The sequence below is a fragment of the Nocardioides sp. genome, assembly GCF_044226765.1.
GTDB lineage: Bacteria > Actinomycetota > Actinomycetes > Propionibacteriales > Nocardioidaceae > Nocardioides.
The window spans coordinates 495,626-516,053 of the sequence record NZ_JBGAGJ010000002.1; the positions used below are offsets into that span (position 1 = coordinate 495,626).

Annotated in this window: 18 protein-coding genes and 1 pseudogene; 6 read left to right on the plus strand and 13 right to left on the minus strand. The window is 72.8% G+C overall.

Annotated features, from left to right (window positions below):
- Nucleotides 1-60: 60 nt before the first annotated feature.
- Nucleotides 61-657 (minus strand): peptide deformylase, encoded by a 597-nt coding sequence (def, locus tag ACILRH_RS07230; RefSeq protein WP_395691942.1) that lies wholly within the window; start codon nucleotides 655-657, stop codon nucleotides 61-63.
- A gap of 82 nt (nucleotides 658-739) precedes the next feature.
- Between def and ACILRH_RS07235 the strand changes: the two genes are divergently transcribed.
- Together ACILRH_RS07235 and ACILRH_RS07240 are read left to right on the plus strand one after the other, a co-directional pair.
- Complete coding sequence (locus ACILRH_RS07235) at nucleotides 740-2,104, plus strand: acyl-CoA dehydrogenase family protein (RefSeq protein ID WP_395691944.1); 1,365 nt, start codon at nucleotides 740-742, stop codon at nucleotides 2,102-2,104.
- A complete protein-coding gene (locus tag ACILRH_RS07240) occupies nucleotides 2,101-3,315 on the plus strand; it encodes an acyl-CoA dehydrogenase family protein (protein WP_395691946.1) in 1,215 nt (404 codons plus the stop codon). The genes ACILRH_RS07235 and ACILRH_RS07240 overlap by 4 nt, the downstream gene beginning before the upstream one ends.
- Nucleotides 3,316-3,330: 15 nt before the next feature.
- Here the strand turns inward: ACILRH_RS07240 and ACILRH_RS07245 are convergent, their stop codons facing one another.
- The 5 genes and pseudogenes from ACILRH_RS07245 to ACILRH_RS07265 all read right to left on the minus strand — a co-directional run bounded on the left by ACILRH_RS07245 (nucleotide 3,331) and on the right by ACILRH_RS07265 (nucleotide 6,968).
- Entirely contained in the window at nucleotides 3,331-4,290 is a 960-nt protein-coding gene (locus ACILRH_RS07245) for an LLM class flavin-dependent oxidoreductase (RefSeq protein WP_395691948.1), read from the minus strand.
- 21 nt (nucleotides 4,291-4,311) lie between these two features.
- Entirely contained in the window at nucleotides 4,312-5,283 is a 972-nt protein-coding gene (locus ACILRH_RS07250; protein WP_395692094.1) for a DDE-type integrase/transposase/recombinase, read from the minus strand.
- 48 nt (nucleotides 5,284-5,331) lie between these two features.
- Nucleotides 5,332-5,547, minus strand: a pseudogene (locus ACILRH_RS07255) (helix-turn-helix domain-containing protein); the annotation flags it as partial.
- Between the two features lie 168 nt (nucleotides 5,548-5,715).
- Nucleotides 5,716-6,144, minus strand: a complete 429-nt coding sequence (locus ACILRH_RS07260; protein ID WP_395692095.1) for an AAA family ATPase — start codon at nucleotides 6,142-6,144, stop codon at nucleotides 5,716-5,718.
- The gene (locus ACILRH_RS07265; RefSeq protein ID WP_395691949.1) at nucleotides 6,141-6,968 is read right to left on the minus strand and encodes a hypothetical protein; all 828 of its coding nucleotides are present in this window, start codon (nucleotides 6,966-6,968) and stop codon (nucleotides 6,141-6,143) included. Before ACILRH_RS07265 ends, ACILRH_RS07260 begins: the two co-directional genes overlap by 4 nt.
- Nucleotides 6,969-7,049: 81 nt before the next feature.
- Here ACILRH_RS07265 and ACILRH_RS07270 point away from each other — a divergent pair, with 81 nt between their 5' ends.
- Nucleotides 7,050-8,366, plus strand: coding sequence for a DUF2252 domain-containing protein (locus ACILRH_RS07270; protein WP_395691951.1), 1,317 nt, complete (start codon nucleotides 7,050-7,052; stop codon nucleotides 8,364-8,366).
- A 124-nt stretch (nucleotides 8,367-8,490) separates the two neighbouring features.
- Here ACILRH_RS07270 and galK read toward each other — a convergent pair whose 3' ends face one another.
- Nucleotides 8,491-9,648 (minus strand): galactokinase, encoded by a 1,158-nt coding sequence (gene galK, locus ACILRH_RS07275; RefSeq protein ID WP_395691952.1) that lies wholly within the window; start codon nucleotides 9,646-9,648, stop codon nucleotides 8,491-8,493.
- Nucleotides 9,649-9,672: 24 nt separating this feature from the next.
- Between galK and ACILRH_RS07280 the strand changes: the two genes are divergently transcribed.
- Nucleotides 9,673-11,109, plus strand: a complete 1,437-nt coding sequence (locus ACILRH_RS07280) for a GuaB1 family IMP dehydrogenase-related protein (RefSeq protein WP_395691954.1) — start codon at nucleotides 9,673-9,675, stop codon at nucleotides 11,107-11,109.
- A gap of 93 nt (nucleotides 11,110-11,202) precedes the next feature.
- Here the strand turns inward: ACILRH_RS07280 and ACILRH_RS07285 are convergent, their stop codons facing one another.
- From ACILRH_RS07285 to ACILRH_RS07305, 5 genes are read right to left on the minus strand one after another with little or no spacing between them, the layout of a single operon-like run.
- Nucleotides 11,203-12,939: a BCCT family transporter gene (locus ACILRH_RS07285; protein ID WP_395691956.1), complete on the minus strand. Its 1,737-nt coding sequence runs from the start codon at nucleotides 12,937-12,939 to the stop codon at nucleotides 11,203-11,205.
- A gap of 52 nt (nucleotides 12,940-12,991) precedes the next feature.
- Nucleotides 12,992-13,585 (minus strand): LysR family substrate-binding domain-containing protein, encoded by a 594-nt coding sequence (locus ACILRH_RS07290; RefSeq protein ID WP_395691957.1) that lies wholly within the window; start codon nucleotides 13,583-13,585, stop codon nucleotides 12,992-12,994.
- Nucleotides 13,586-13,598: 13 nt separating this feature from the next.
- Entirely contained in the window at nucleotides 13,599-13,865 is a 267-nt protein-coding gene (locus ACILRH_RS07295) for a GlsB/YeaQ/YmgE family stress response membrane protein (protein WP_395691958.1), read from the minus strand.
- A 36-nt stretch (nucleotides 13,866-13,901) separates the two neighbouring features.
- Entirely contained in the window at nucleotides 13,902-14,597 is a 696-nt protein-coding gene (locus tag ACILRH_RS07300) for an FAD-binding oxidoreductase (protein ID WP_395691960.1), read from the minus strand.
- Nucleotides 14,597-15,208 (minus strand): sulfite oxidase-like oxidoreductase, encoded by a 612-nt coding sequence (locus tag ACILRH_RS07305; RefSeq protein ID WP_395691962.1) that lies wholly within the window; start codon nucleotides 15,206-15,208, stop codon nucleotides 14,597-14,599. The genes ACILRH_RS07300 and ACILRH_RS07305 overlap by 1 nt, the downstream gene beginning before the upstream one ends.
- Before the next feature lie 237 nt (nucleotides 15,209-15,445).
- Here ACILRH_RS07305 and fadD1 point away from each other — a divergent pair, with 237 nt between their 5' ends.
- Nucleotides 15,446-17,035: a fatty-acid--CoA ligase FadD1 gene (gene fadD1, locus ACILRH_RS07310; protein ID WP_395691964.1), complete on the plus strand. Its 1,590-nt coding sequence runs from the start codon at nucleotides 15,446-15,448 to the stop codon at nucleotides 17,033-17,035.
- 169 nt (nucleotides 17,036-17,204) lie between these two features.
- On the plus strand, nucleotides 17,205-18,680 hold the full coding sequence (locus tag ACILRH_RS07315) for an LCP family protein (RefSeq protein ID WP_395691966.1): 1,476 nt from the start codon (nucleotides 17,205-17,207) through the stop codon (nucleotides 18,678-18,680).
- A 15-nt stretch (nucleotides 18,681-18,695) separates the two neighbouring features.
- Here the strand turns inward: ACILRH_RS07315 and ACILRH_RS07320 are convergent, their stop codons facing one another.
- Nucleotides 18,696-20,378 (minus strand): CHAP domain-containing protein, encoded by a 1,683-nt coding sequence (locus ACILRH_RS07320; protein ID WP_395691968.1) that lies wholly within the window; start codon nucleotides 20,376-20,378, stop codon nucleotides 18,696-18,698.
- Nucleotides 20,379-20,428 lie beyond the last annotated feature (50 nt).

The window sequence follows — 20,428 nt, forward strand, 5'->3', positions numbered from 1 at the left end:
TGCATCTCCACCACCTCCTCGGGGCCGTCCGGTACGCCGTCGAGAAGGGTACGCCCGGGGCTATCCGGCGGGCCACTCCGCAGGCCAGTGGGCGGGGAAGTCGGCGACCGACCGGTCGTGCGCCTTCTGCAGCTTCTTGCGCTGCCGGGTCGAGAGCCGGTCACCGAACACCGTCCCCAGGGTGTGGTCGGTCTCGTGCTGCAGGCACCGCGCGAGCATCCCGTCGCCGCTGAACTCCACCGGCTGCCCGTCCAGCCCCGTGCCGGTGACCGACGCGACGTCGGGCCGGGCGCACTCCACGAACGCGCCCGGGAACGACAGGCACCCCTCCTCGCTGTCGTCGAGGCGGCGGTCGCGACCCTCGGGGAGGGTCAGCACCGGGTTGCACACGACCCCGACGGTGCGACGACCGGCCTCGTCGGGGCAGTCGAAGACGAACATGGCGACGTCCGCGCCGATCTGGCAGGCGGCCAGACCCACGCCGTCGGCGGCGTACATGGTCGCGACCATGTCGGCGGCGAGCGCACGCAGGTCGTCGTCGTACGTCGTCACCGGCTGCTGTGGCCGGTGCATCACCGGCGTCCCCCAGCGGGTGATCGGGCGGGCGGTGCCTCCCTCGGGCAGCGGACCGTGCGGGGTGAGCGGCTCGTCGGGCATGGGCGGGAGCGTATCCAGCGTGTGACGGGTCGCACGAGCGCGGCTGTAGCCGTCGTTGTAACTCAGAGTTACATTGGTGCGCATGTCGTTGACCAACAGCCTGCGGCCCGGCGGCAAGCACGGGCTCGCCACCACCGAGCGGCGGGACCCGATCGGGTACGCCGTCGCCGCCCTCAGCCGCCTCGCCCAGAGCGAGCTGCTGGACCGTGTCGGGCTGCGCCGGCAGGCCGAGCAGGCCGTCCACGTCGCCACCCGCAGCGGGTTCCGCACCCTGACCGCCGCCAGCCGGACCTTCACCCGGGCCGGCGCCTCCTCGCGAGCGGGCGTCCGGCCGGCGAGCGCGCCTCGCACCGGCGTCTTCGACCTCACCCCGACCGAGGACGAGCAGCTGCTGGTCGACGTGGTGACCGAGCTCGCCGACGAGGTCCTGCGACCGGCCGCGGCCGCGGCGGACGAGGCCTGCGCCGCCCCGGAGGAGGTGCTGCGCGCCGGCCTCGAGGTCGGGCTGCCCGTCCTGGGCGTCCCCGAGGCCCTCGGAGGCGTCTCGGAGGAGCGCTCGGCGGTCGCCGGGGTGCTGGTCGCCGAGGCCCTCGCCCGCGGCGACCTCGGGCTCGCGGTCGCCTCGCTGGCGCCGGGAGCCGTCGCGACCGCACTCGGCCTGTGGGGCACCGAGGAGCAGCAGCAGACCTACCTGCCGGCGTTCACGGGCGAGGACGTCCCGGCCGCGGCCCTGGCGCTCGCCGAGCCGACCGTCCTGTTCGACGCCCTCGAGCCGGCCACCACCGCGACGCGCACGGACGACGGCTACCTGCTGACCGGCGTGAAGTCGGCGGTCCCGCGTGCTGCCGAGGCCGAGCTCTTCGTCGTCGGCGCGATGCTCGAAGGCAGCCCGGCGCTGTTCCTGGTCGAGTCGTCGACCCCGGGGCTGACCGTGGTCGCCGACCCCGGCATGGGCGTGCGGGCCGCCGGGCTCTGCCGTCTCGAGGTGCACGATGTCCGGCTGCCGGGCACGGCCCTGCTGGGGGAGACCGACGGCTCGACGTACGCCGAGTGCGTGCGCCTCTCCCGCCTCGCGTGGTGCGCCCTGGCCGTCGGCACGGGGCAGGCCGTGCTCGACTACGTCACGCCGTACGTGAAGGAGCGCGAGGCGTTCGGTGAGCCGATCGCCCACCGTCAGTCGGTCGCGTTCATGGTCGCCGACATGGCGATCGAGCTGCAGGCGATGCGGCTGCTCACCTGGAAGGCCGCCTCCCGGGCGGCCGCGGGCAAGGACGTGGCCCGCGAGGTCGGGCTGGCCCGCCACCTGTGCGCGGAGAAGGCCATGCGGATCGGTCTGGACGGCGTGCAGCTGCTCGGCGGCCACGGGTTCGTCAAGGAGCATCCGGTGGAGCGGTGGTACCGCGACCTCCGGGCGATCGGCGTGATGGAAGGCGGTGTCCTCGTATGAGCATCTCGCTCGACGACCCCAGGAAGTTCCGGCCGCTGGTCGGGCAGGCGCACCAGGTCGCGATGAACATGCTGCGGCCGATCTCTCGCAGGTACGACAAGGCGGAGCACGCCTACCCCAAGGAGCTCGACATGCTCGCCGCGATGATCGACGGGCTCTCGGAGTCCGGGGCGAGCGAGGGCGCTGGTGCGGCCGGTGTCCGGCGGGACGAGTCCGCCGACGACGGCAGCGTGCGCAACGGCACCAACCTGGCCTCGGTGCTGTCGATCGCCGAGATGTGCTGGGGCGACGTGGGCCTGCTGCTCTCGATGCCGCGACAGGGTCTCGGCAACTCCGCCATCGCCTCGGTGGCCGACGACGAGCAGCAGGAGCGGTTCGCCGGCATGTGGGCCGCGATGGCGATCACCGAGCCCGGCGCCGGGTCGGACTCCGCGAGCATCCGCACCACCGCGGTCCTCCACGGCGACGAGTACGTCATCAACGGCGAGAAGATCTACGTCACCTCCGGCGAGCGCGCCGACGCCGTCGTCGTGTGGGCGACGCTGGACCGGTCGCTGGGACGGGCCGCGATCAAGTCCTTCGTGGTCCCGAAGGGCACCCCGGGCATGCGGGTCGAGCGGCTCGAGCACAAGCTGGGCATCAAGGCCTCCGACACCGCCGCGATCGTCTTCGAGGACTGCCGCGTGCCCCGGGCGAACCTGCTCGGGTCGCCCGAGGTGGACACCAAGCAGGGCTTCGCCGGCGCGATGGCGACCTTCGACAACACCCGCCCGCTGGTCGCGTCCATGGCGGTCGGCTGCGCCCGCGCCGCGCTCGACCTCACGCGCGAGCTGCTGGAGAACGCCGGGGTGGTGGTCGACCACGACCGGCCGGCCCAGGTGCAGCACGCCGCGGCGGCCAAGCTGCTGCAGATGGAGGCCGACTGGGAGGCCGCGTACCTGCTGATGCTCCAGGCCGCGTGGATGGCCGACAACCACCGGCCGAACTCGCTGGAGGCGTCGATGGCCAAGGCGAAGGCGGGCCGGGTCGGCTCCGACATCACGCTCTCGTGCGTAGAGCTGGCCGGGACGGTCGGCTACAGCGAGGCCGAGCTGCTGGAGAAGTGGGCGCGGGACTCCAAGATCCTCGACATCTTCGAGGGCACCCAGCAGATCCAGCAGCTGATCGTCGCGCGCCGGGTGCTCGGCCTGAGCAGCGCCGAGCTGAGGTAGCCCGCTCAGACCGGCTCAGACCAGGAGGGGAGCGAGCCGCTCCACGTCGTCGGGTCCCTCGAGGTCCCCGACGGCGAGGAACACGGTGTCGACACCCCGGTCGGCCAGCGCGCCGTAGCGGTCGCGCTGCTCGGCCGGGGTGCCGGCGTGCGTGCGCTCGGCGTACGCCGCCGCGGCGGTGCTGCCGCGCAGCCGCTCGACGCGCGCCCAGGTGTCATCCCGGTCGCGGCCGACGACGGGGAGGTCGAGGACCGTGACCCGCGCCTCGGTGCCGGCGACGGCGTCGAGCGCGCGCCCGACGTGCTCGGTGCGGACGTTGACCGCGTCCGCGCGGCGGGCGGCCAGGCGCAGGATCCGCTCGCTGCTGCCGCCCACGACCACCGGGATGTCGTGCACGGGGCGCGGGTAGCAGGTCGTCTCGGGCAGCGCGACGCGCTCGCCGGCGTACGCCTTGGTGCCGGGCGCCCACAGCGCCCGCATGGTCTCGATCGCGGCCTCGACCGCATCCACGCGCTCGCGAGGTGGCGGGAACGGCAGCCCGTACGCCGCGTGCTCCCGCGCCCACCAGCCGGCCCCGAGCCCGACGAAGGCCCGGCCGCCGCTGAGGACGTCGAGGGTGGCCGCGGCCTTCGCGACGACGCCGGCGGGCCGGAACGTCACCGGGGTCACCAGGGTGCCGAGCTCGAGCCCGGTGTCGAGACCGGCGAGCAGCCCCAGGGTGACCCACGGCTCTGGGATCGGTTCCCACGCCCGACCGACCTGGGGGATCTGCACGAGGTGGTCCATCAGGGCGAGTCCTGCGAAGCCCGCCCCGTCGGCCGCACGGGCGACGCCGGCCAGCCACTCCGCGGGCCGCTCGCCCCAGGGGAACCGGCTCACCTGCAGCACGAACCGCAGCCCCTGCGAGCTGCGACGGTCCCCGCCCGCTCGGGTCGTGTGCCTGAGACCGACCGTGGGGTCGGTGTTGTGTCTCATGACATCGCGGACACTTATGTCTCAGGACTTCGGGGACACTTTTGTAGTCGATGGGTTGGCTGACTGGTAGCCGGCTCGGGAGATCAGGTCGAATTCGACGATGAGGGTGTTGTTGTCGAAGACGGTGACGCGGTCGGCTCGGCGGAACAGGGTCACGGTCTTGCCGGCGTGGGTGCGCCCGATCCCGACCCGGGTGCGGTGGATCGTGACGGTGCCGTTTGCGGCGACCTTCCCGTGGGTGACGTGCAGTGGCTGGTCACCGGCGCCGGCGGGGGCGGCCTTCTCGCCTAGCGCGTAGCGCTGGGCGGGGGTGAGTCCGTTCAGATGGGTCTTGCGTCGCTCATGGTTGAACCGGTGCCGGTAGGTGTCCAGCGCGGCCTGGAGGTCCTCGACGGTGTCATGAGGGCCGTGGGCGGCCAGCCACTGCTGCACGGGCTGGTGGGCACGTTCGACCTTCCCGCAGGTCTGGGGGTGCGCGACACGGCTGGTGAAGTGGGCGACTCCCAACGTGGCCATGTTCGCTTCCAACGGGCTGGTCCAGCCCCGGCGGCGACCTGAGAACGCGGTGCCGTTGTCGGTGAGCAGCTGGGCTGGCAGCCCGTGTCGCTGCGTGGCCGCGACCACGGCCTGCCAGACCTCGGCGGCGTTCTCGCTGGACATGACCTGCAACGCGATCTCGAACCGGGAACAGTCGTCGATGATGTGCAAGACCACCACCCGCTGCCGGTCGGTCAGGCGCCACTCGAAGCCGTCCATCTGCCACCGCTGATTGGGCTGGGCGGCCTCGAACCGACGTGTCGCTGCCCGGGGCCGCCGCTGGGGAACCTTGACCAGCTGCCCACGACGTTCCAGGACCCGGTTGATCGTGGCCCGAGAAGGCACCGCCTGACTGGCCGGCCAGGAGCAGACGCCCGCATCGATCTGAGCGGTCAACCAGAACCGGATCTGCTCCGCACCGGCATCCCACCCCTGGTCCAGCAGCTCCTTGCGCACGCGCACCAGCTCGTCCTCACACCCAGCCGAGAGCCGCCCGGGACTGCCCAGCGGGCGACGCGAACGAGGAAAGAAGCCATCGACACCCTCGGCCCGGAACCGCTCGACGTACTTGTAGAACGACGACTTCGACACCCCCAGCGCGGCGCACTCGGCCCGCACGTTCACCCTGGCTGAAGACCCAGACACCGACTCCAACGACTCCACGTACCGCGCCACCAATGCCGCAAGCTGCGGACTCACCGCGACTCCATCTCTGGCCACGACCCACCCTGTCCTGCAGACAGGCCACAACCCGGTCAGGTGTCCGCGATGTCCTGAGACATATTCCGTCCGCGATGTCCTGAGCCTTCACACCGACCGTGGGGTCGGGCTCACGCACACGACCCGTCGCCGCCGTCTCCGTGACCCGGTGGACCACGTCCCACCCGGTCAGGTCGAGCTCACGGGCGCGGCGCAGCTGGCCGGCGAGCGCGGCCGCGGGCACCGGCCGGTCCCGCTCCCGGTTGCGCGCCCGGCAGACCTCCGCGGGGTGTCCAGGACGACCACGACCGCCGGGAGCCCGGCCGCCCGGGCGGCGGCGAGCCACCGCGTGCGTCGTACGTCGTCGAGGCCGAGCGTGTCGACCACAGTGGTCAGACCACGGCCCAACCGGGCGTCGACGACGCGCTCCAGCACCGCGAACGCGTCCTCCGAGGCGTCCAGGTCGTGGCGGCCGCTGCCGACGACCTCTCGCAGGTCGTCGGACGAGACGATCTCCGCGCGGCGGTAGCGGGCCCGCGCCCAGGTCGACTTGCCGGACCCCGAGGCACCGACCAGGACGACCAGGGCCGGGTCGGGCAGCCGGTCGTCCGTGCTCAGCCCTTCTCGGGGTCGGCCCCGCGGGCACCCACAGCGGCCTCGCTGGCGACCGCCTTGACGGTCGCGGGGTCGACCAGCGGCTCGGTCCCGGGCTGCTGCAGGTCGGTCTCCGCCGTGGAGGGGTTGGTGGCGACGTCGGCTCCGGTCGTGCCGACCGGGGTCTGCACCGAGGTGTCCTCGACGACCTCTGCAGCCGACTTCGCAGCCGGCCGCTTCCGGGCGGGCAGCTTCGCGCTGGGCGTGGAGGTGGTGGCCTTCTTCGCCGGTGCCTTCTTCGCGGGTGCCTTCTTCGCGGGTGCCTTCTTCGCGACACTCTTCGCGGCGGGCGCCTTCTTCGCGACCTTCTTGGCGACGTCGGCCGGGGTGGCGTCCACGTGCGCCGGGTCGGCTGCCGCGTCGATCGGGCTCTGCGGGGCCTCCTCGGGCGCGGGGACCGGCTGGTGGGCGGCCTGCTCCTTGACCATCTCGGTGGCGACGTCGGTGACCGGCGGCCGGACCGCGGTCTGGGTCGCCGGTGCCTGCTTGGCCGGTGCCTTCTTCGCGGGTGCCTTCTTCGCGGGCACCTCGACCGGGGCGGGCGCGGCGGGCTCGGACCGCTGCACGGGCGCCGGGGATGCGGTACCGCCGTGGTGGCCCGGCAGCCGGCTGGTGACCGCGCCGGCGGCGCCCTTGGCGACCTGGCCGGCGACCGCACGCCCGAGCGTGAGCGCACCCCGGGCCTGCCCGATCGCCTTCTCGGCGGTGCCGACAGGGTGGGCGATCGCCTCCTTGACGCCGCCGACGAGCGTCTCCGGGAGGTGGGAGAGAGGGGACTTGGTGGGCACGGGGGCTTCCCTTCGGTCGCGAACGCGGGGTCCTTCCTGGATTGAAGCATGTACCCGATGCGCCGGGGCATGCTGCGTGTCATGGGCCACTCCGCAGCCGGTGACCGGACCGACCGCATCGTCGCGGTCCTCGACGACGCGTTCGCCCCGCTGATGGAGGCCGACCCCGCCGCCTTCCGCCACAAGTACCGCACCATGGCGTCGGACCCGCACGCCTTCTACCGCGGCACCGCCTGCCTGTTCTACGCCGACGTCACCGCCGAGGACGACCCCTTCTGCGACGAGCGGAGCGGTCGGATCTGGGTGCACGGCGACCTGCACGTCGAGAACTTCGGCACCTACCTCAACTCCGACGGCCGGTTGGTCTTCGACATCAACGACTTCGACGAGGCCTACCTCGGCCGATTCACGTGGGACCTGCAGCGGTTCGCGGCGTCGCTCGCGCTCGTGGGCTGGCAGAAGGCGCTGCCGGAGGACGACGTACGCCGCCTGGTCGGGCGCTACCTGCGCGCCTACCTCGCCCAGGTGGATGCCTACCGCGACTCCGAGGACGACGACTTCTCCCTCCACCTCGACAACACCGACGGTCCGGTGCACCAGGCGCTGGTGGCGGCCCGCCAGGAGCGCCGGGCCGACCTGCTGGACGGCTTGACGGTGATCGAGGACGGCACCCGCGGCTTCCGTGACGGCGCGACGGTGCGACGGTTGGGCAAGCGCGAGCGGTCGGCGGTCGTCGCGGCCTTCGAGCGCTACCTCGACACGATCCCGCAGACCAAGCGGTTCGACCGGGCGCTCTTCTACGAGCTGCGCGACGTGGTCGGCAAGAGCGGGTTCGGGATCGGCAGCGCCGGCCTGCTGGCGTACAACCTGCTCGTCGAGGGGTTCAGCCAGGCCCTCGACAATGACGTCGTGCTGTCGATGAAGCAGGCGAACGTGCCCGCGGTGAGCCGGTTCGTCGACACCGGTGCCGTCGAGAGGTACTTCGAGCACGAGGGCCACCGGACCGTCGTGAGCCAGCGCGCGCTGCAGGTGCACACCGATCCGCTGCTCGGCCACACCGACCTGGACGGTGTGGGGTACGTGGTGTCCGAGCTGTCGCCCTACGAGGTGGACCTCGACTGGAGCGAGCTGACCGAGCCCGACCAGATCGCGTCCGTGGTCGACCCGCTCGGCCGGGCGACGGCGAAGATCCACTGTGCCTCGGACGAGGACAGCGACCAGGACCTGGTGGACTTCCAGGTCGAGGACGCGATCGCCGAGTGCGTCCACCGACGCCGCAAGGAGCTGGTCGCCTGGGTCACCGACTTCGCGATGACCTACGCCGAGCAGGTCCGCACCGACCATGCGCTCTTCGTCGAGGCCTTCCGGGGCGGCCGGATCGGCGTGTCGGCGACCTGAGCCCGCCCACCGCTGGCGCCCGGCTCGGATCGGTGAGATGCGACGTTTGGTCACCAACCGCAGATCGGGAGCGCTCCCACCTGCGGTTGGTGACCAAACGACGGGTGGAACGCGACAACGGGTGCTACAGAACGGCGGCGGCCGGGCCGGGGTCGGCCAGGAGGTGTTGGGGCGGGGCGAAGCCCGCGGCGGCGAAGGCGGCGTCGACGGCCCGGACGACGGCATCCACGCGCGGCGTCGGGACGAGCGCGATGGAGGAGCCGCCGAAGCCGCCACCCGTCATCCGGGCACCGACGGCACCGGCCTCGACCGCGGTGTCGACCGCCAGGTCCAGCTCGGGGCAGGAGATCTCGAAGTCGTCGCGCATGGAGACGTGGGACTCCGCGAACCGGGCACCCACCGCGGCCCAGTCCTGCGCACCCAGGGCCGCCACGACTGCGCGGACCCGCTCCACCTCGGTGACCACGTGCCGGGCGCGGCGGCGCACCCGCTGGTCGGGTATCTCCTCCACGGCTGCGAGTGTCGCCTGGCGCAGGGACGGCACCCCGAGCAGCGCCGCCGCCGCCTCGCAGTCGGCCCGCCGCTCGCCGTAGCCGCCGTCCACCAGCGCGTGCGAGACGCGGGTGTCGGTCACCACCAGCGCGAGGCCCGCGGGCCCCAGCGGCAGGGGGACCGGCGCCGTGGTGCCCGCGTCGAAGTCGATGAGCAGCGCCGCGCCGGCCTCGGCGAGCATCGAGACGGTCTGGTCCATGCCGCCGGTCGGCGCTCCGGCGACCTCGGTCTCGGCGCGGATGCAGGCGTCGACGACCAGCGACCGGTCCAGGTCGACCCCGACCGCGGCGCACGCGGCCACGGCGACGCTGCACTCGAGCGCTGCCGAGCTCGACAGGCCCGCGCCGAGCGGCACCGTGCCGTGGACGAGGACGTCCGCGCCGGACAGTGGCACCCCGGCCTCGCGCAGCGCCCACAGCACCCCGGCGGCGTACGCCGCCCAGCCCGGTGCGTCGGCCGCGTCCTCGAGCGACCCCGACCACGGCTCGTCGTGCTCGGCGCTGCGGACCCGGACCAACCCGTCGGACCGCGGCGACGCCGCCGCGAAGGTGGCGTGGGGGAGCGCCACCGGCAGGACGAGCCCACGGTTGTAGTCGGTGTGCTCGCCGATGAGGTTGACCCGTCCCGGAGCGCGCGCCACGACCGCGGGCGCGCCCGCATAGGTGGTGGCGAATGCGTCGGCGAGCTGTGACGCGACGATGGACGGGTCCCCGGGAGCGACGAACGGCACCGGTCCAACCTAGACTGGTCCGACGTGCAGTTCCTCGACGCGGCCACGCCGCCCCACGACCTGACCTACGACGACGTCTTCATGGTGCCTCGGCACTCCGGCGTCGCGAGCCGGTACGACGTCGACCTGGCCACCAGCGACGGCACCGGCGCCACGCTCCCGCTGGTCGTGGCCAACATGACCGCCATCGCCGGCAAGCGGATGGCCGAGACGATCGCCCGGCGCGGGGGGCTGGCGGTGATCCCGCAGGACATCCCGGCCGCCGTGGTCGCCGACGTCGTGCGCTTCGTGAAGTCGCGTCACCTCGTCTTCGACACCCCGATCGAGCTGGCGCCCCACCAGACCGTCGCGGAGGCGCTCGCGCTGATCCCGAAGCGGGCCCACCGGGCCGCCGTCGTCGTCGCCGACGGCAAGCCCCTCGGCGTCGTCTCGGAGGCCGACTGCGCCGAGGTCGACCGGTTCGCCCAGGTGCGGCACGTGATGCAGCCGGTCGCGGTCCGGCTCAGCGCCGATGCCGACCCACGCGACGCGTTCGACCGCCTCGACGCCGCGCACGCGGCGGTCGCGGTCGCGGTCGACGACGCCGGCCGGCTCCTCGGGGTGCTCACCCGCACCGGTGCACTGCGGGCCACTCTCTACGACCCGGCCGTCGACGGGACCGGCCGGCTCCGCGTCGCGGCCGCGGTCGGCGTCAACGGCGAGGTGGCCCAGCGGGCCGAGGAGCTGCTCGCCGCGGGCGTCGACTGCCTGGTCGTCGACACCGCGCACGGTCACCAGGACCGGATGCTCGAGGCACTGGCCGCCGTGCGCGCCCTCGGCCCCGAGGTGCCCGTCGCGGCCGGCAACGTCGTCTCGGCCGAGGGGACCCGCGCGCTGGTCGAGGCCGGGGCCGACATCGTCAAGGTCGGCGTCGGACCGGGCGCGATGTGCACCACCCGGATGATGACCGGCGTCGGCCGGCCGCAGTTCTCCGCGGTGCTGGAGTGTGCCGCCGCCGCCCGCGAGCTGGGCCGCCACGTGTGGGCCGACGGGGGAGTCCGGCATCCACGCGACGTCGCGCTCGCGCTGGCGGCCGGGGCGTCCTCGGTGATGATCGGGTCCTGGTTCGCGGGCACCCACGAGTCTCCCGACGACCTGATGCACGACTCCGACGGCCGGGCCTTCAAGGTGTCCTTCGGCATGGCCTCGGCCCGCGCGGTCGCCAACCGCACGGTCGCCGAGTCGGCGTTCGACCGGGCCCGCAAGGGGCTCTACGAGGAGGGGATCTCGTCCTCGCGGATGTACCTCGACCCGGTCCGTCCGGGTGTGGAGGACCTGGTCGACCAGATCTGCTCCGGCGTCCGCTCCGCGTGCACGTACGCCGGAGCGTCGACCCTCACCGAGCTCCACGAGCGCGCGGTGGTGGGCGTCCAGTCTGCGGCCGGGTTCCACGAGGGCCGCCCGCTCGACACCAGCTGGTAGCGCCGGGCGCGCCGGCGGACCCGCGGTCGAGGCACGAGGTCGCGGCCGGCGTGTCGAGACCCAGCGAGCCGGGCAGCAGCGTTGGTCCCGGCCTCAGGCCTCCGGGTCGCGGTCGACGGCGAGGACGAAGTCGTCGCCGTGCTCGGTGACGCCGGCGATGACCGCGGCCTCGACGGCCTCCGCGGCGTACCGGCGCCGCACCGTCAGCGGGTCGCTGCGCAGGTCCTTCACCAGCGAGACCGCGAGGCCGATCATCACCAGCACGAACGGCAGCGCCGCCACGATGGTGATCGTCTGCAGGCCGGTGAGGGCGTCGGTGCCGCCGACCAGGAGCATCACCGCGGCCACGGCGCCGGTCGCGACGCCCCAGAAGACCACGGTACGGCGGCTCGGCTCCTGCGTCCCGCGCTCGGACAGCGTGCCCATCACGATCGAGGCGGCGTCGGCGCCGGAGACGAAGAAGATCGCCACCAGCACCATCACCACCACGCTCGCGGCGGTGGCGAACGGGTAGGCCGCCAGAGTGCTGAAGAGCTGGGACTCGATGCCACCGGCGCCGGCGATGTCGGTCCCGGACTGCTGCTGGTCGATGGCGGCGCCGCCGAAGATGCAGAACCAGACGAGGCTGACCAGGCTCGGCACCAGCAGCACGCCGGTCACGAACTGCCGGATCGTGCGCCCGCGGGAGATGCGGGCGATGAACATGCCCACGAACGGGGTCCACGAGATCCACCAGGCCCAGTAGAACACGGTCCAGGACTGCAGCCAGCTGCTCGTCTCGCTGCCCTCCGCACCGGTGCGGGCCGACATCATCGCCAGGTCCTGCAGGTAGCTGCCGATGGACGTCGGCACCAGGTCGAGGATGAACACGGTCGGACCGACGAGGAAGACGAAGAGGGCGAGCGCGACCGCCAGCACCATGTTGATGTTGGAGAGCCACTGGATGCCCTTGGCGACGCCGGACACCGCAGAGAGGATGAAGGCGACGGTGAGCACGGCGATGATGGCGACCAGCACGCCGTTGCCGACCCGTCCGATCCCGGCGACGATCTCCAGGCCGCTCTGGATCTGCAGCGCACCCAGGCCCAGTGACGCGGCGGAGCCGAAGAGCGTCGCGAAGATCGCGAGCATGTCGATGACCTTGCCCCACGCGCCCCGGGCGTGGCGGCCCAGCAGCGGCTCGAACGCGGCGGAGACCAGCTGCAGGCGTCCCTTGCGGTAGACGCCGTACGCGATGGCCAGGCCGACGACGGCGTAGATGGCCCAGGGGTGCAGCGTCCAGTGGAAGAGGGTGGTCGCCAGGGCGTGCTGCGTGGCGGCGGCGTTGCCGGGCTCACCGGTGCCCGGCGGCGGCGTGGCGAAGTGCGTGATCGGCTCGCTGACGCCGTAGAACATCAGGCCGATGCCCATGCCGGCGCTGAACATCATCGCCACCCAGGAGACGGTCCGGAACTCCGGCTCCTCGTCGTCGCGGCCCAGCGGGATGTCCCCGAACCGGCTCGCGGCCAGCCAGATGACGAACACGACGAAGGCGCTCGCGGTGGTGACGAACAGCCAGCCGACGTCCCGCATCACCCAGGACAGGGCGCTTCCGGACGCGCTGGCCAGCGAGTCGGTGCTGACGAACCCCCACGCCAGGAACGCCACCGCGACCGCGGCGGTCACGCCGAAGACGACCTTGTCCAGGCCGGGAGGTGGCGCCGCGTCGGAGACCGGCTGGTCCAGCGCGGGGTGGGCGCCGGAGTGGGCGCCGGGGTGGGAGAGGACGTCGACGGGTGTCCTGACGGAGTCCGAGACCCGGTGCGTGCGGGGGTACTGGTCAGTAGTCACGTCCGGACGGGTACCACCCACCCCTGGGGGTGAAACCCCGACGTGAGGACGCTCACCCGCGCGAGCTGCGCTCCGTGCGGCCGCGCACGATGCCGATGAATCGCTGCACCCACGGGTCCTCGTTGTCGACCAGCCACGCCAGGCCGACGGTGGTCGCAGGGAGGTCCGCCACCACCCGGTAGGTCACGTCCCGCCGGTGGTGGAGCCGCGCGACCGACATCGGTACGACGGCCACACCGGTGCCGCTCGCGACGACCTCGACGGCCTCGGCGACGCTCATCGGCGGCCAGGCGAGCTGCTCGGCGGACGGCCGCCAGCCGGACCGCTCGGGCAGCACCAGCTGCTCGTCGGCGAGGTCGGCCGTGGTCACCTCCTCGGTGAGCGTCAGCAGGTGCTCGACGCCCATCACGGCGACGGGCAGCTCCTCGTAGAGGGGGATCAGGTGGAGGCCCTGCCGGTCGACGGGCAGGCGCACCAGGGCCATGTCGAGCGTGCCGGCGCGGACCCGGTCCTCCTGCTCGGCCTCGGTCAGGGGCACCAGCTCGAGCGGATCGCGTGCGTACCGCTGCTGCCAGGTGCGCGCCCACTTGTCGGGCGTCGCGCCGGTGACGAACCCGACGCGGAAGTGGCCGAAGGCCTCGCTCACGCGCCGGCGTCCGTCAGGCCGCCTCGGAGCGGTTCGCCAGCCAGCGCCACAGCGCGGTGACGATGAGCGCGCCGATGATGGAGCCGATGATCCCGCTCGGCCGGAAGGCGAGCCCGTCGCCGGCCAGCAGGCTCAGGAGGAGACCGCCGACGAACGAGCCGACGATGCCGGCGACGATCGCCCGCGTCCAGTCGATCCTGCCGCCCTCGCGGCCGAGGATGAACTGGGCGATGGCGCCGACCACCATGCCGAAGAGGATCAGGCCGAGGATGAGGTACATGGCCGAGATCCTAGGGTGCGAGGCGGCCCGGGCCGTTCACCCGGTTTCACCGAACTGCTCGACCCGGATCGTGTCCGCGGGGACACCAACCCCCTCGAGCAGCCTGGTGGCGAAGGAGGCGAAGCCCACCGAGCCGCAGACGTACGCGCGCCCGGCGCCCGCCGCCAGGGGCGCGACCTCCTCCGGGTACGGCGGTGCCGCGACCCGGTCACCGAGGTTCTCCCGGGTCAGCGCGAGGAGGGCGCCGTACCGCCGCAGCTCGGCGGCGTAGGGCAGCTCGTCCCAGGTGCGCGCGACCACGACGACCCGGAGCCGGTCCTGCAGGCCGAGGCGTCGGGCGACGCGGGTCATCGCGACCACCGGCACCACGCCGGAGCCGCCGGCGACGCAGATCGCGGGCACGTCGTCCTCCCACACGAACCAGCCACCGATCGGGCCGCGCAGCTCCAGGACGTCACCGACCTCGGCGACGTCGTGGAGGAAGCCGGACACCTCGCCCCCGGGCAGGCACTCGACCATCAGCTCCAGCAGCGGGTCGTCCGGGTCCGACGCCACCGAGTAGGACCGCTGCGCGGTGTAGCCGTCCGGTGCGCGCAGCCGCACCACGTAGTGCTGACCGGCGAGGTGGTCGACCCGGGCGTCGACGTGCAACCGCAGCCGCACGAGCCGGTCGGTGGGGTGGTCGAGCTCGATGATCGTGCCGGTCGTCCACCCGCCGGCCGGTGCGGACACTAGGGATCGCCCTGGTAGCGCTGCTCGAGCCAGGGGTCGCCGCGGTCGTGGTAGCCGTTCTGCTCCCAGAAGCCCGGCCGGTCGCGCTCCATCAGCTCCAGCCGGGTGACCCACTTCGCGGACTTCCAGAAGTACAGATGGGGGACCAGCAGGCGCACCGGGCCGCCGTGGCCGGCGGGCAGCGGCTTGCCGTCGACCTCCCAGACCACCCAGGCCTTCCCGCCAGTGACGTCGGCGAGCGGCAGGTTGGTCGTGTAGCCGGTCGTGGAGTGGGCCATCACGAAGCCGGCCTCCGGCAGCGGCATCGCGACGTCGAGCAGCGTGTCGACGCTGATGCCCCGGAAGGTCATGTCGAACTTCGACCAGGTCGTGACGCAGTGGATGTCGCCGACGTAGGAGGAGACCGGGAGCGCCTGCACGTCGGCCCAGGACCACGTGTGCGGCCGCCCGACCAGGCCGTCGACCGTCATCGTCCAGCTCGCCGGGTCGATGCGCGGGGTCGCCTCGGCGGTCAGGGTGGGCCAGGAGCTGCCCGTGTCGTACTGGACGGGTGGAAGCCGGTCGGGCCGCTCGGGTCGACGCTTGCCGGTGAAGCCTCGGGTGACAGGCACGGGACCCAGTATCCCCCACCTCGCCCGCGCGCCCGGCCCGCCGGCGGAGCCAAGACACCCCGCGTTTGGTCACCAACCGCACGTTTTCGGCGCTCCGATCTGCGGTTGGTGACCAAACGTGGTCATTTTCGGCGCCGCGACCGGAACTAGAACGCGTTGCAGAATGGCCGGCGGTCGCCTACGTTGACACGCGTCAACCGAGGGGTTCCGGGGCTGTGGTCCGGGGGAGGAGACCGCATGGCCGAGACGATCCAGCAGCTGCTGCGCGAGCGGGCGGACGACGACGGCACCGCGGTGCGGCACGGCGACGACACCTGGACGTGGCGCGAGCACGTGGCCGAGGCGAGCCAGGTGGCGGCGGCGCTCATCGGCGCGGCCGACCCGGACCGACCGATGCACGTGGGCACCCTGCTCGGGAACACCCCCGACATGCTGCGGATGATGGCCGCGGCGGGACTCGGCGGCTTCACCCTGTGCGGCATCAACAACACCCGCCGGGGCGAGGGGCTGGTCAAGGACGTCCGGCGCGCCGAGTGCCAGCTGCTGGTGACCGACGCCGAGCACCGCCCGCTCCTCGACGGGCTCGACCTCGCCGGCGTCCGGGTGCTCGAGACGGGCACACCGGAGTGGTTCGACCTGGTGGGGGCGGCCGGGCCGCTGACGCCGTACCGGGAGGTCGAGGCCACCGACACGTTCATGATGATCTTCACCTCCGGCACGAGCGGCGACCCCAAGGCCGTGCAGGTCAGCCACCTGATGGTGCTCTTCTCCGGGCTCAACCTGCAGGGCCGTTTCGAGCTCGGCCCCGACGATGTCTGCTACGTCGCGATGCCGCTGTTCCACTCCAACGCGGTGGTGGCCGGGTGGAGCCCGGCCGTCTGCGCGGGCGCGACGATCGTGCCGGCCAGGTTCAGCGCATCCAGGTTCCTCGACGACGTGCGCCGCTACGGGGTCACCTACATGAACTACGTCGGCAAGCCGCTGGCCTATGTGCTCGCGACGCCCGAGCGGCCCGACGATCGCCACAACACGCTGCGCGTCGCCTTCGGCAACGAGGCGAGCGACCGCGACATCGAGGAGTTCGCGCGGCGGTTCGGCTGCGACGTGTGGGACGGGTTCGGGTCCACCGAGCTGGCCGTGATCATCACCCGCGAGCCGGGCACCCCGCCCGGCTCGATCGGCAAGGGGTTCGACGGGGTGGCGATCTACAGCTCGACGACGCTCACCGAGTGCGCGGTCGCCGAGTTCGATGCCGACGGCAAGCTGCTCAACGCGGACGCCGCGGTGGGGGAGCTGGTCAACACGACCGGCGGCGGCTACTTCGGCGGCTACTACAACGACCCGGACGCGAACGCCGACCGGATGCGGCACGGCATGTACTGGTCCGGCGACCTCGCCTACCGGGACGCGGACGGGTGGATCTACCTCGCCGGGCGCACGGCCGACTGGATGCGGGTGGACGGCGAGAACCTCGCCGCCGCACCGATCGAGCGGGTCCTGCAGCGCCTGCCGGCCGTCAACCGGGTCGCGGTCTACGCGGTGCCCGACGAGCACGTCGGCGACCAGGTGATGGCCGCCCTCGTCCTGCAGGACGACGCGACGCTCGCGCCGGCCGAGCTCGAGGAGTTCCTCGCCGCCCAGCCGGACCTGTCGGCCAAGGCGTGGCCGCGCTTCGTGCGGATCGCCCCGGACCTGCCGAGCACGGCGACCAACAAGGTGCTCAAGCGCGAGCTGGCCGCCCAGGGCCCGACGGCCGGCAATGGCGTGCTGTGGGTCCGCGAGGAGCGAGGCAGGTCGTACGCCGAACCGACCGCTGGGCCTGCCTGACGCTCCCGTGCCGGAGGCCCGGTGCGCGCCGGCGTCGAGCGTGAGCGGACCCGCGTGCACGGCGGTCGACCGCGGCGCGCCCGTGGACCCGGGTCGGGTCAGTTTCACCGACGAGGGCTGAGCCCGGCAGGTACCCTCCGGCGAGGAACCGGTCGGGAGAGGGTGCGCGATGTCGACGTCGGGGGGTGCTGAGGCGTCCCCGGCACGCCCGCGGCACCGGGCCATCCGGCGCCGCCCCTTCCGCCGGGCTCGCACCCTCGCCGGCGCGCTCGGGGTCACGGTCCTGGGCGCCGTCCTGCCGGGGACGGGCTACGTGTGGACCGGCCGGCGGCTCGGCTATGCCGTGCTGGGCGGCTTCCTCGCGCTCCTCGGTGTCGTCGGGTACTTCGTCCAGGACTGGCACCGGGCACTCGACCTGGCGTTCGAGCCGGTGCAGCTGCGGGTGCTGGCGGTGGTGCTCGGCGTCGTCTTCGTGGCCTGGGCGTTCACCGTGGTGACGACCTACGTGATGGCGCGACCAGCCGCGATGAGCCGCCTCGAGAGCGCTCTGGGGGCCGTCGTCGTCACCCTGCTGTGCGTGCTGGTCGCCATCCCGGCGGTGCAGAGCGCCCGGCTGGCCACCACCCAGGCCCATCTGGTCGCCACCGTCTTCGACGACGAGCAGACCGCGACGACGCCGACCGACACCACCGCCGCCGACCCGTGGGGCGGCCGCGACCGCGTCAACGTGCTGCTGCTCGGCGGGGACGGCGGGGTGGGCCGCACCGGCATCCGCACGGACTCGGTGATCCTGCTCAGCATGGACACGCACACCGGCAGGTCGGTCATGTTCAGCCTCCCGCGCAACATGATGAACGCCCAGTTCCCCGCCGACAGCCCGCTGCACGGGGCCTTCCCCGACGGCTTCCGCAGCACCGACCCGGCCGCCGACGCCGGCAACTGGATGCTCAACGCCGTGTACAGCCAGGTGCCCGCGCTCTACCCCCACATCCTGGGGAAGTCGGAGAACGAGGGCGCCGACGCGGTCAAGCAGGCCGTGGCCGGCAGCCTCGGGGTCCACGTCGACTACTACCTGCTGATCAACCTGCTGGGCTTCCAGCAGCTCGTCGACGCCATCGGCGGGGTCACGGTGAACGTCAACGAGCCGATCGCGATCAACGGCAACACCGACGCGGGGATCCCGCCGACCGGCTACCTCCAGCCCGGCCCGGACCAGCACCTCGACGGGTTCCACGCGCTGTGGTACTCCCGCGGCCGGTGGGGGTCCGACGACTACCAGCGGATGCTGCGGCAGCGCTGCATGGTCAACGCGATCATCGAGGAGGCCGACCCGGTCAACGTCCTGCGCCGCTACCAGGCGCTCGCCAAGACGGGGGAGAAGATCCTGCGCACCGACGTGCCCCGCGAGCTGATGCCGGCCTTCGTCGACCTGGCCCTCAAGGTCAAGGAGACCAAGGTCCGCTCCATCGCCTTCATCTCCTCCGACCGGTTCTCCTCCGCTGACCCCGACTTCGCCTGGATGCAGACCGTCGTCGCCAACGCGCTCGAGCCCCACCGCCGGCACGCGCCGAAGGACGACCCCGGCAAGGCGGTCCGCACCGACGACGTCTGCGGCTACCACCCGGTCGCGGCGGCGACCCCGTAGCCTCGCGGCCGGGCGTCAGGGCAGACGGACCGGCCGGCTGACCCGGATCCAGTGGACGGTGTCGCTGCCGGCGTACCGGACCCAGAGCGTGCGCTCTCCGCTGCGGATGTCGGTGATGCGCAGTGTGGCGGCTCCGTTGCGCAGGGGGACGGTGGCTGCCTTGCCACCGATCCGCGCCACGACGTTCCCGGTGACGACGTCGACGCCGGGCGCGGAGACCGTCACCAGGACCCGCACGGAGCTGCGCCCCTTCTCGACCCGGAAGTGCATCTCCGGGTCGGACTTCACCTGGATCGTGGGGGCCGAGTCGACCACCCGGGTCGTGTAGCCCGCCCGGGTCAGCGTGACCCGCACGGAGAGGCGACTGCCGAGGTCGACGTTCTGGATCTGGTACGTGGCGGCGGTCGCGCCCTCGATCGGCTGACCGTTGCGCAGCCACTGCACGGCGACGCCGGAGGCCGCGGGCTGGTAGGAGCCGAGGTCGACGGTCAGGGTCTGGCCGAAGGTGACGGTGCCCTGCACGGACGGGGGATCGGTGACGGCGAACGTCCCCGGCGCGACGGGCGTCGTCGCCGGAGCCGCGACAGTCACCGGCGCGTAGCCCGAGCGGGTGGCGGTCACGGTGGCCGAGATCGCGGTGCCGACCAGGTCCGGGGTCAGGGGCAGGCTGGTGCCACCGGTCGCGCCCTCGATGGGCTGGCCGTCGGCGAGCCACCGCACGGTCAGCCCGTCCGGGGTCGGGTTCCACGTGCCGGTGTCGAGGGTCAGCACGGAGTCGACCCGCGGCTCCCCGCTGATCTGCGGGGTCGTGACCGCCTGCAGGGTGCCGGGGAGGACGGCGGCCGTCGGCGCCGATCGCGCTGTCCGGGTCGGGTAGCCGAGCTTGGACGCGGTGGTCGTGACCGTGACGACCTGGCCGAGGCGGGCGGTCGTGAGCCGCAGGCCGGTGTGCGTGGCGCCGGAGATCCTGCGGCCGTTCGCCCACCACTGGTAGGCCACCGTGACGTCGGTCGGCGCCCAGGACCCTGAGGTCGCCCGCAGCAGGGACCCGACCTTCGCGACCCCGGTGATGACCGGTGCAGACCGGTTGGTGAGCGGGCGGTCGTTGAAGTGGATGAAACCGCTGGGCCAGTTGCCGCTCGCGCGGGTGATGACCGCCCAGGAGAAGTCGCCGCCCCAGCTGTCCTGGGAGATGATCACCTCGTCGGCGGAGACGACCTTCTCGACGTATGCGACGTGCCCGACCGAGCCCGCCGGGCCGGCGTTCGCCTTCCACCAGGCGACGGCGCCCACCCGAGGCGTGCCGTTGGTGATGTCGGGCATCGAGGTGCCCCAATACATCGCGTTGCCGCCACCGGACCAGGGCCGCACGTTCGGCATCCCGCTGCGCACCATCCGGTAGGCGGCGTAGTTGGTGCAGTTGTGACCGCTGTACATCCGCCAGTACATCTTGTCGTTCGCCGCGGCGTAGCCGTCGTTGCCCATGCCCTTGTTGCGGCAGTCGACGTAGCCGTAGCACAGGTAGGAGCTTCGCTTGAAGACCGCGCTCGGCCCGTGCCCGGGGACCTCGCGCGGCGACCCGCCGTCGGCCCGGGCCGGCGCCGGTGCGAGCAGGGCGAGGCTCGCGACCAGGCACGCCACCAGGGCGGCGGCGCAGGAGCGCGCGGGGGTCGCGAGCAGTGCGGTCCGTCTCGACACGGATGGGAGTCTAGAGACTGATGTGGTCTGCTGGGAACGGTGTGACGCAA

What these genes read in the sequence shown, in the direction of transcription:
- ACILRH_RS07235 (WP_395691944.1), top strand. Translation starts at nt 740, where the DNA reads ATGTCGTTGACCAACAGCCTGCGGCCCGGCGGCAAGCACGGGCTCGCC.
- ACILRH_RS07295 (WP_395691958.1), bottom strand. Translation starts at nt 13,865, where the DNA reads ATGTACCTCATCCTCGGCCTGATCCTCTTCGGCATGGTGGTCGGCGCC.
- ACILRH_RS07270 (WP_395691951.1), top strand. Translation starts at nt 7,050, where the DNA reads ATGGGCCACTCCGCAGCCGGTGACCGGACCGACCGCATCGTCGCGGTC.
- fadD1 (WP_395691964.1), top strand. Translation starts at nt 15,446, where the DNA reads ATGGCCGAGACGATCCAGCAGCTGCTGCGCGAGCGGGCGGACGACGAC.
- ACILRH_RS07245 (WP_395691948.1), bottom strand. Translation starts at nt 4,290, where the DNA reads ATGAGACACAACACCGACCCCACGGTCGGTCTCAGGCACACGACCCGA.
- def (WP_395691942.1), bottom strand. Translation starts at nt 657, where the DNA reads ATGCCCGACGAGCCGCTCACCCCGCACGGTCCGCTGCCCGAGGGAGGC.
- ACILRH_RS07315 (WP_395691966.1), top strand. Translation starts at nt 17,205, where the DNA reads ATGTCGACGTCGGGGGGTGCTGAGGCGTCCCCGGCACGCCCGCGGCAC.
- ACILRH_RS07240 (WP_395691946.1), top strand. Translation starts at nt 2,101, where the DNA reads ATGAGCATCTCGCTCGACGACCCCAGGAAGTTCCGGCCGCTGGTCGGG.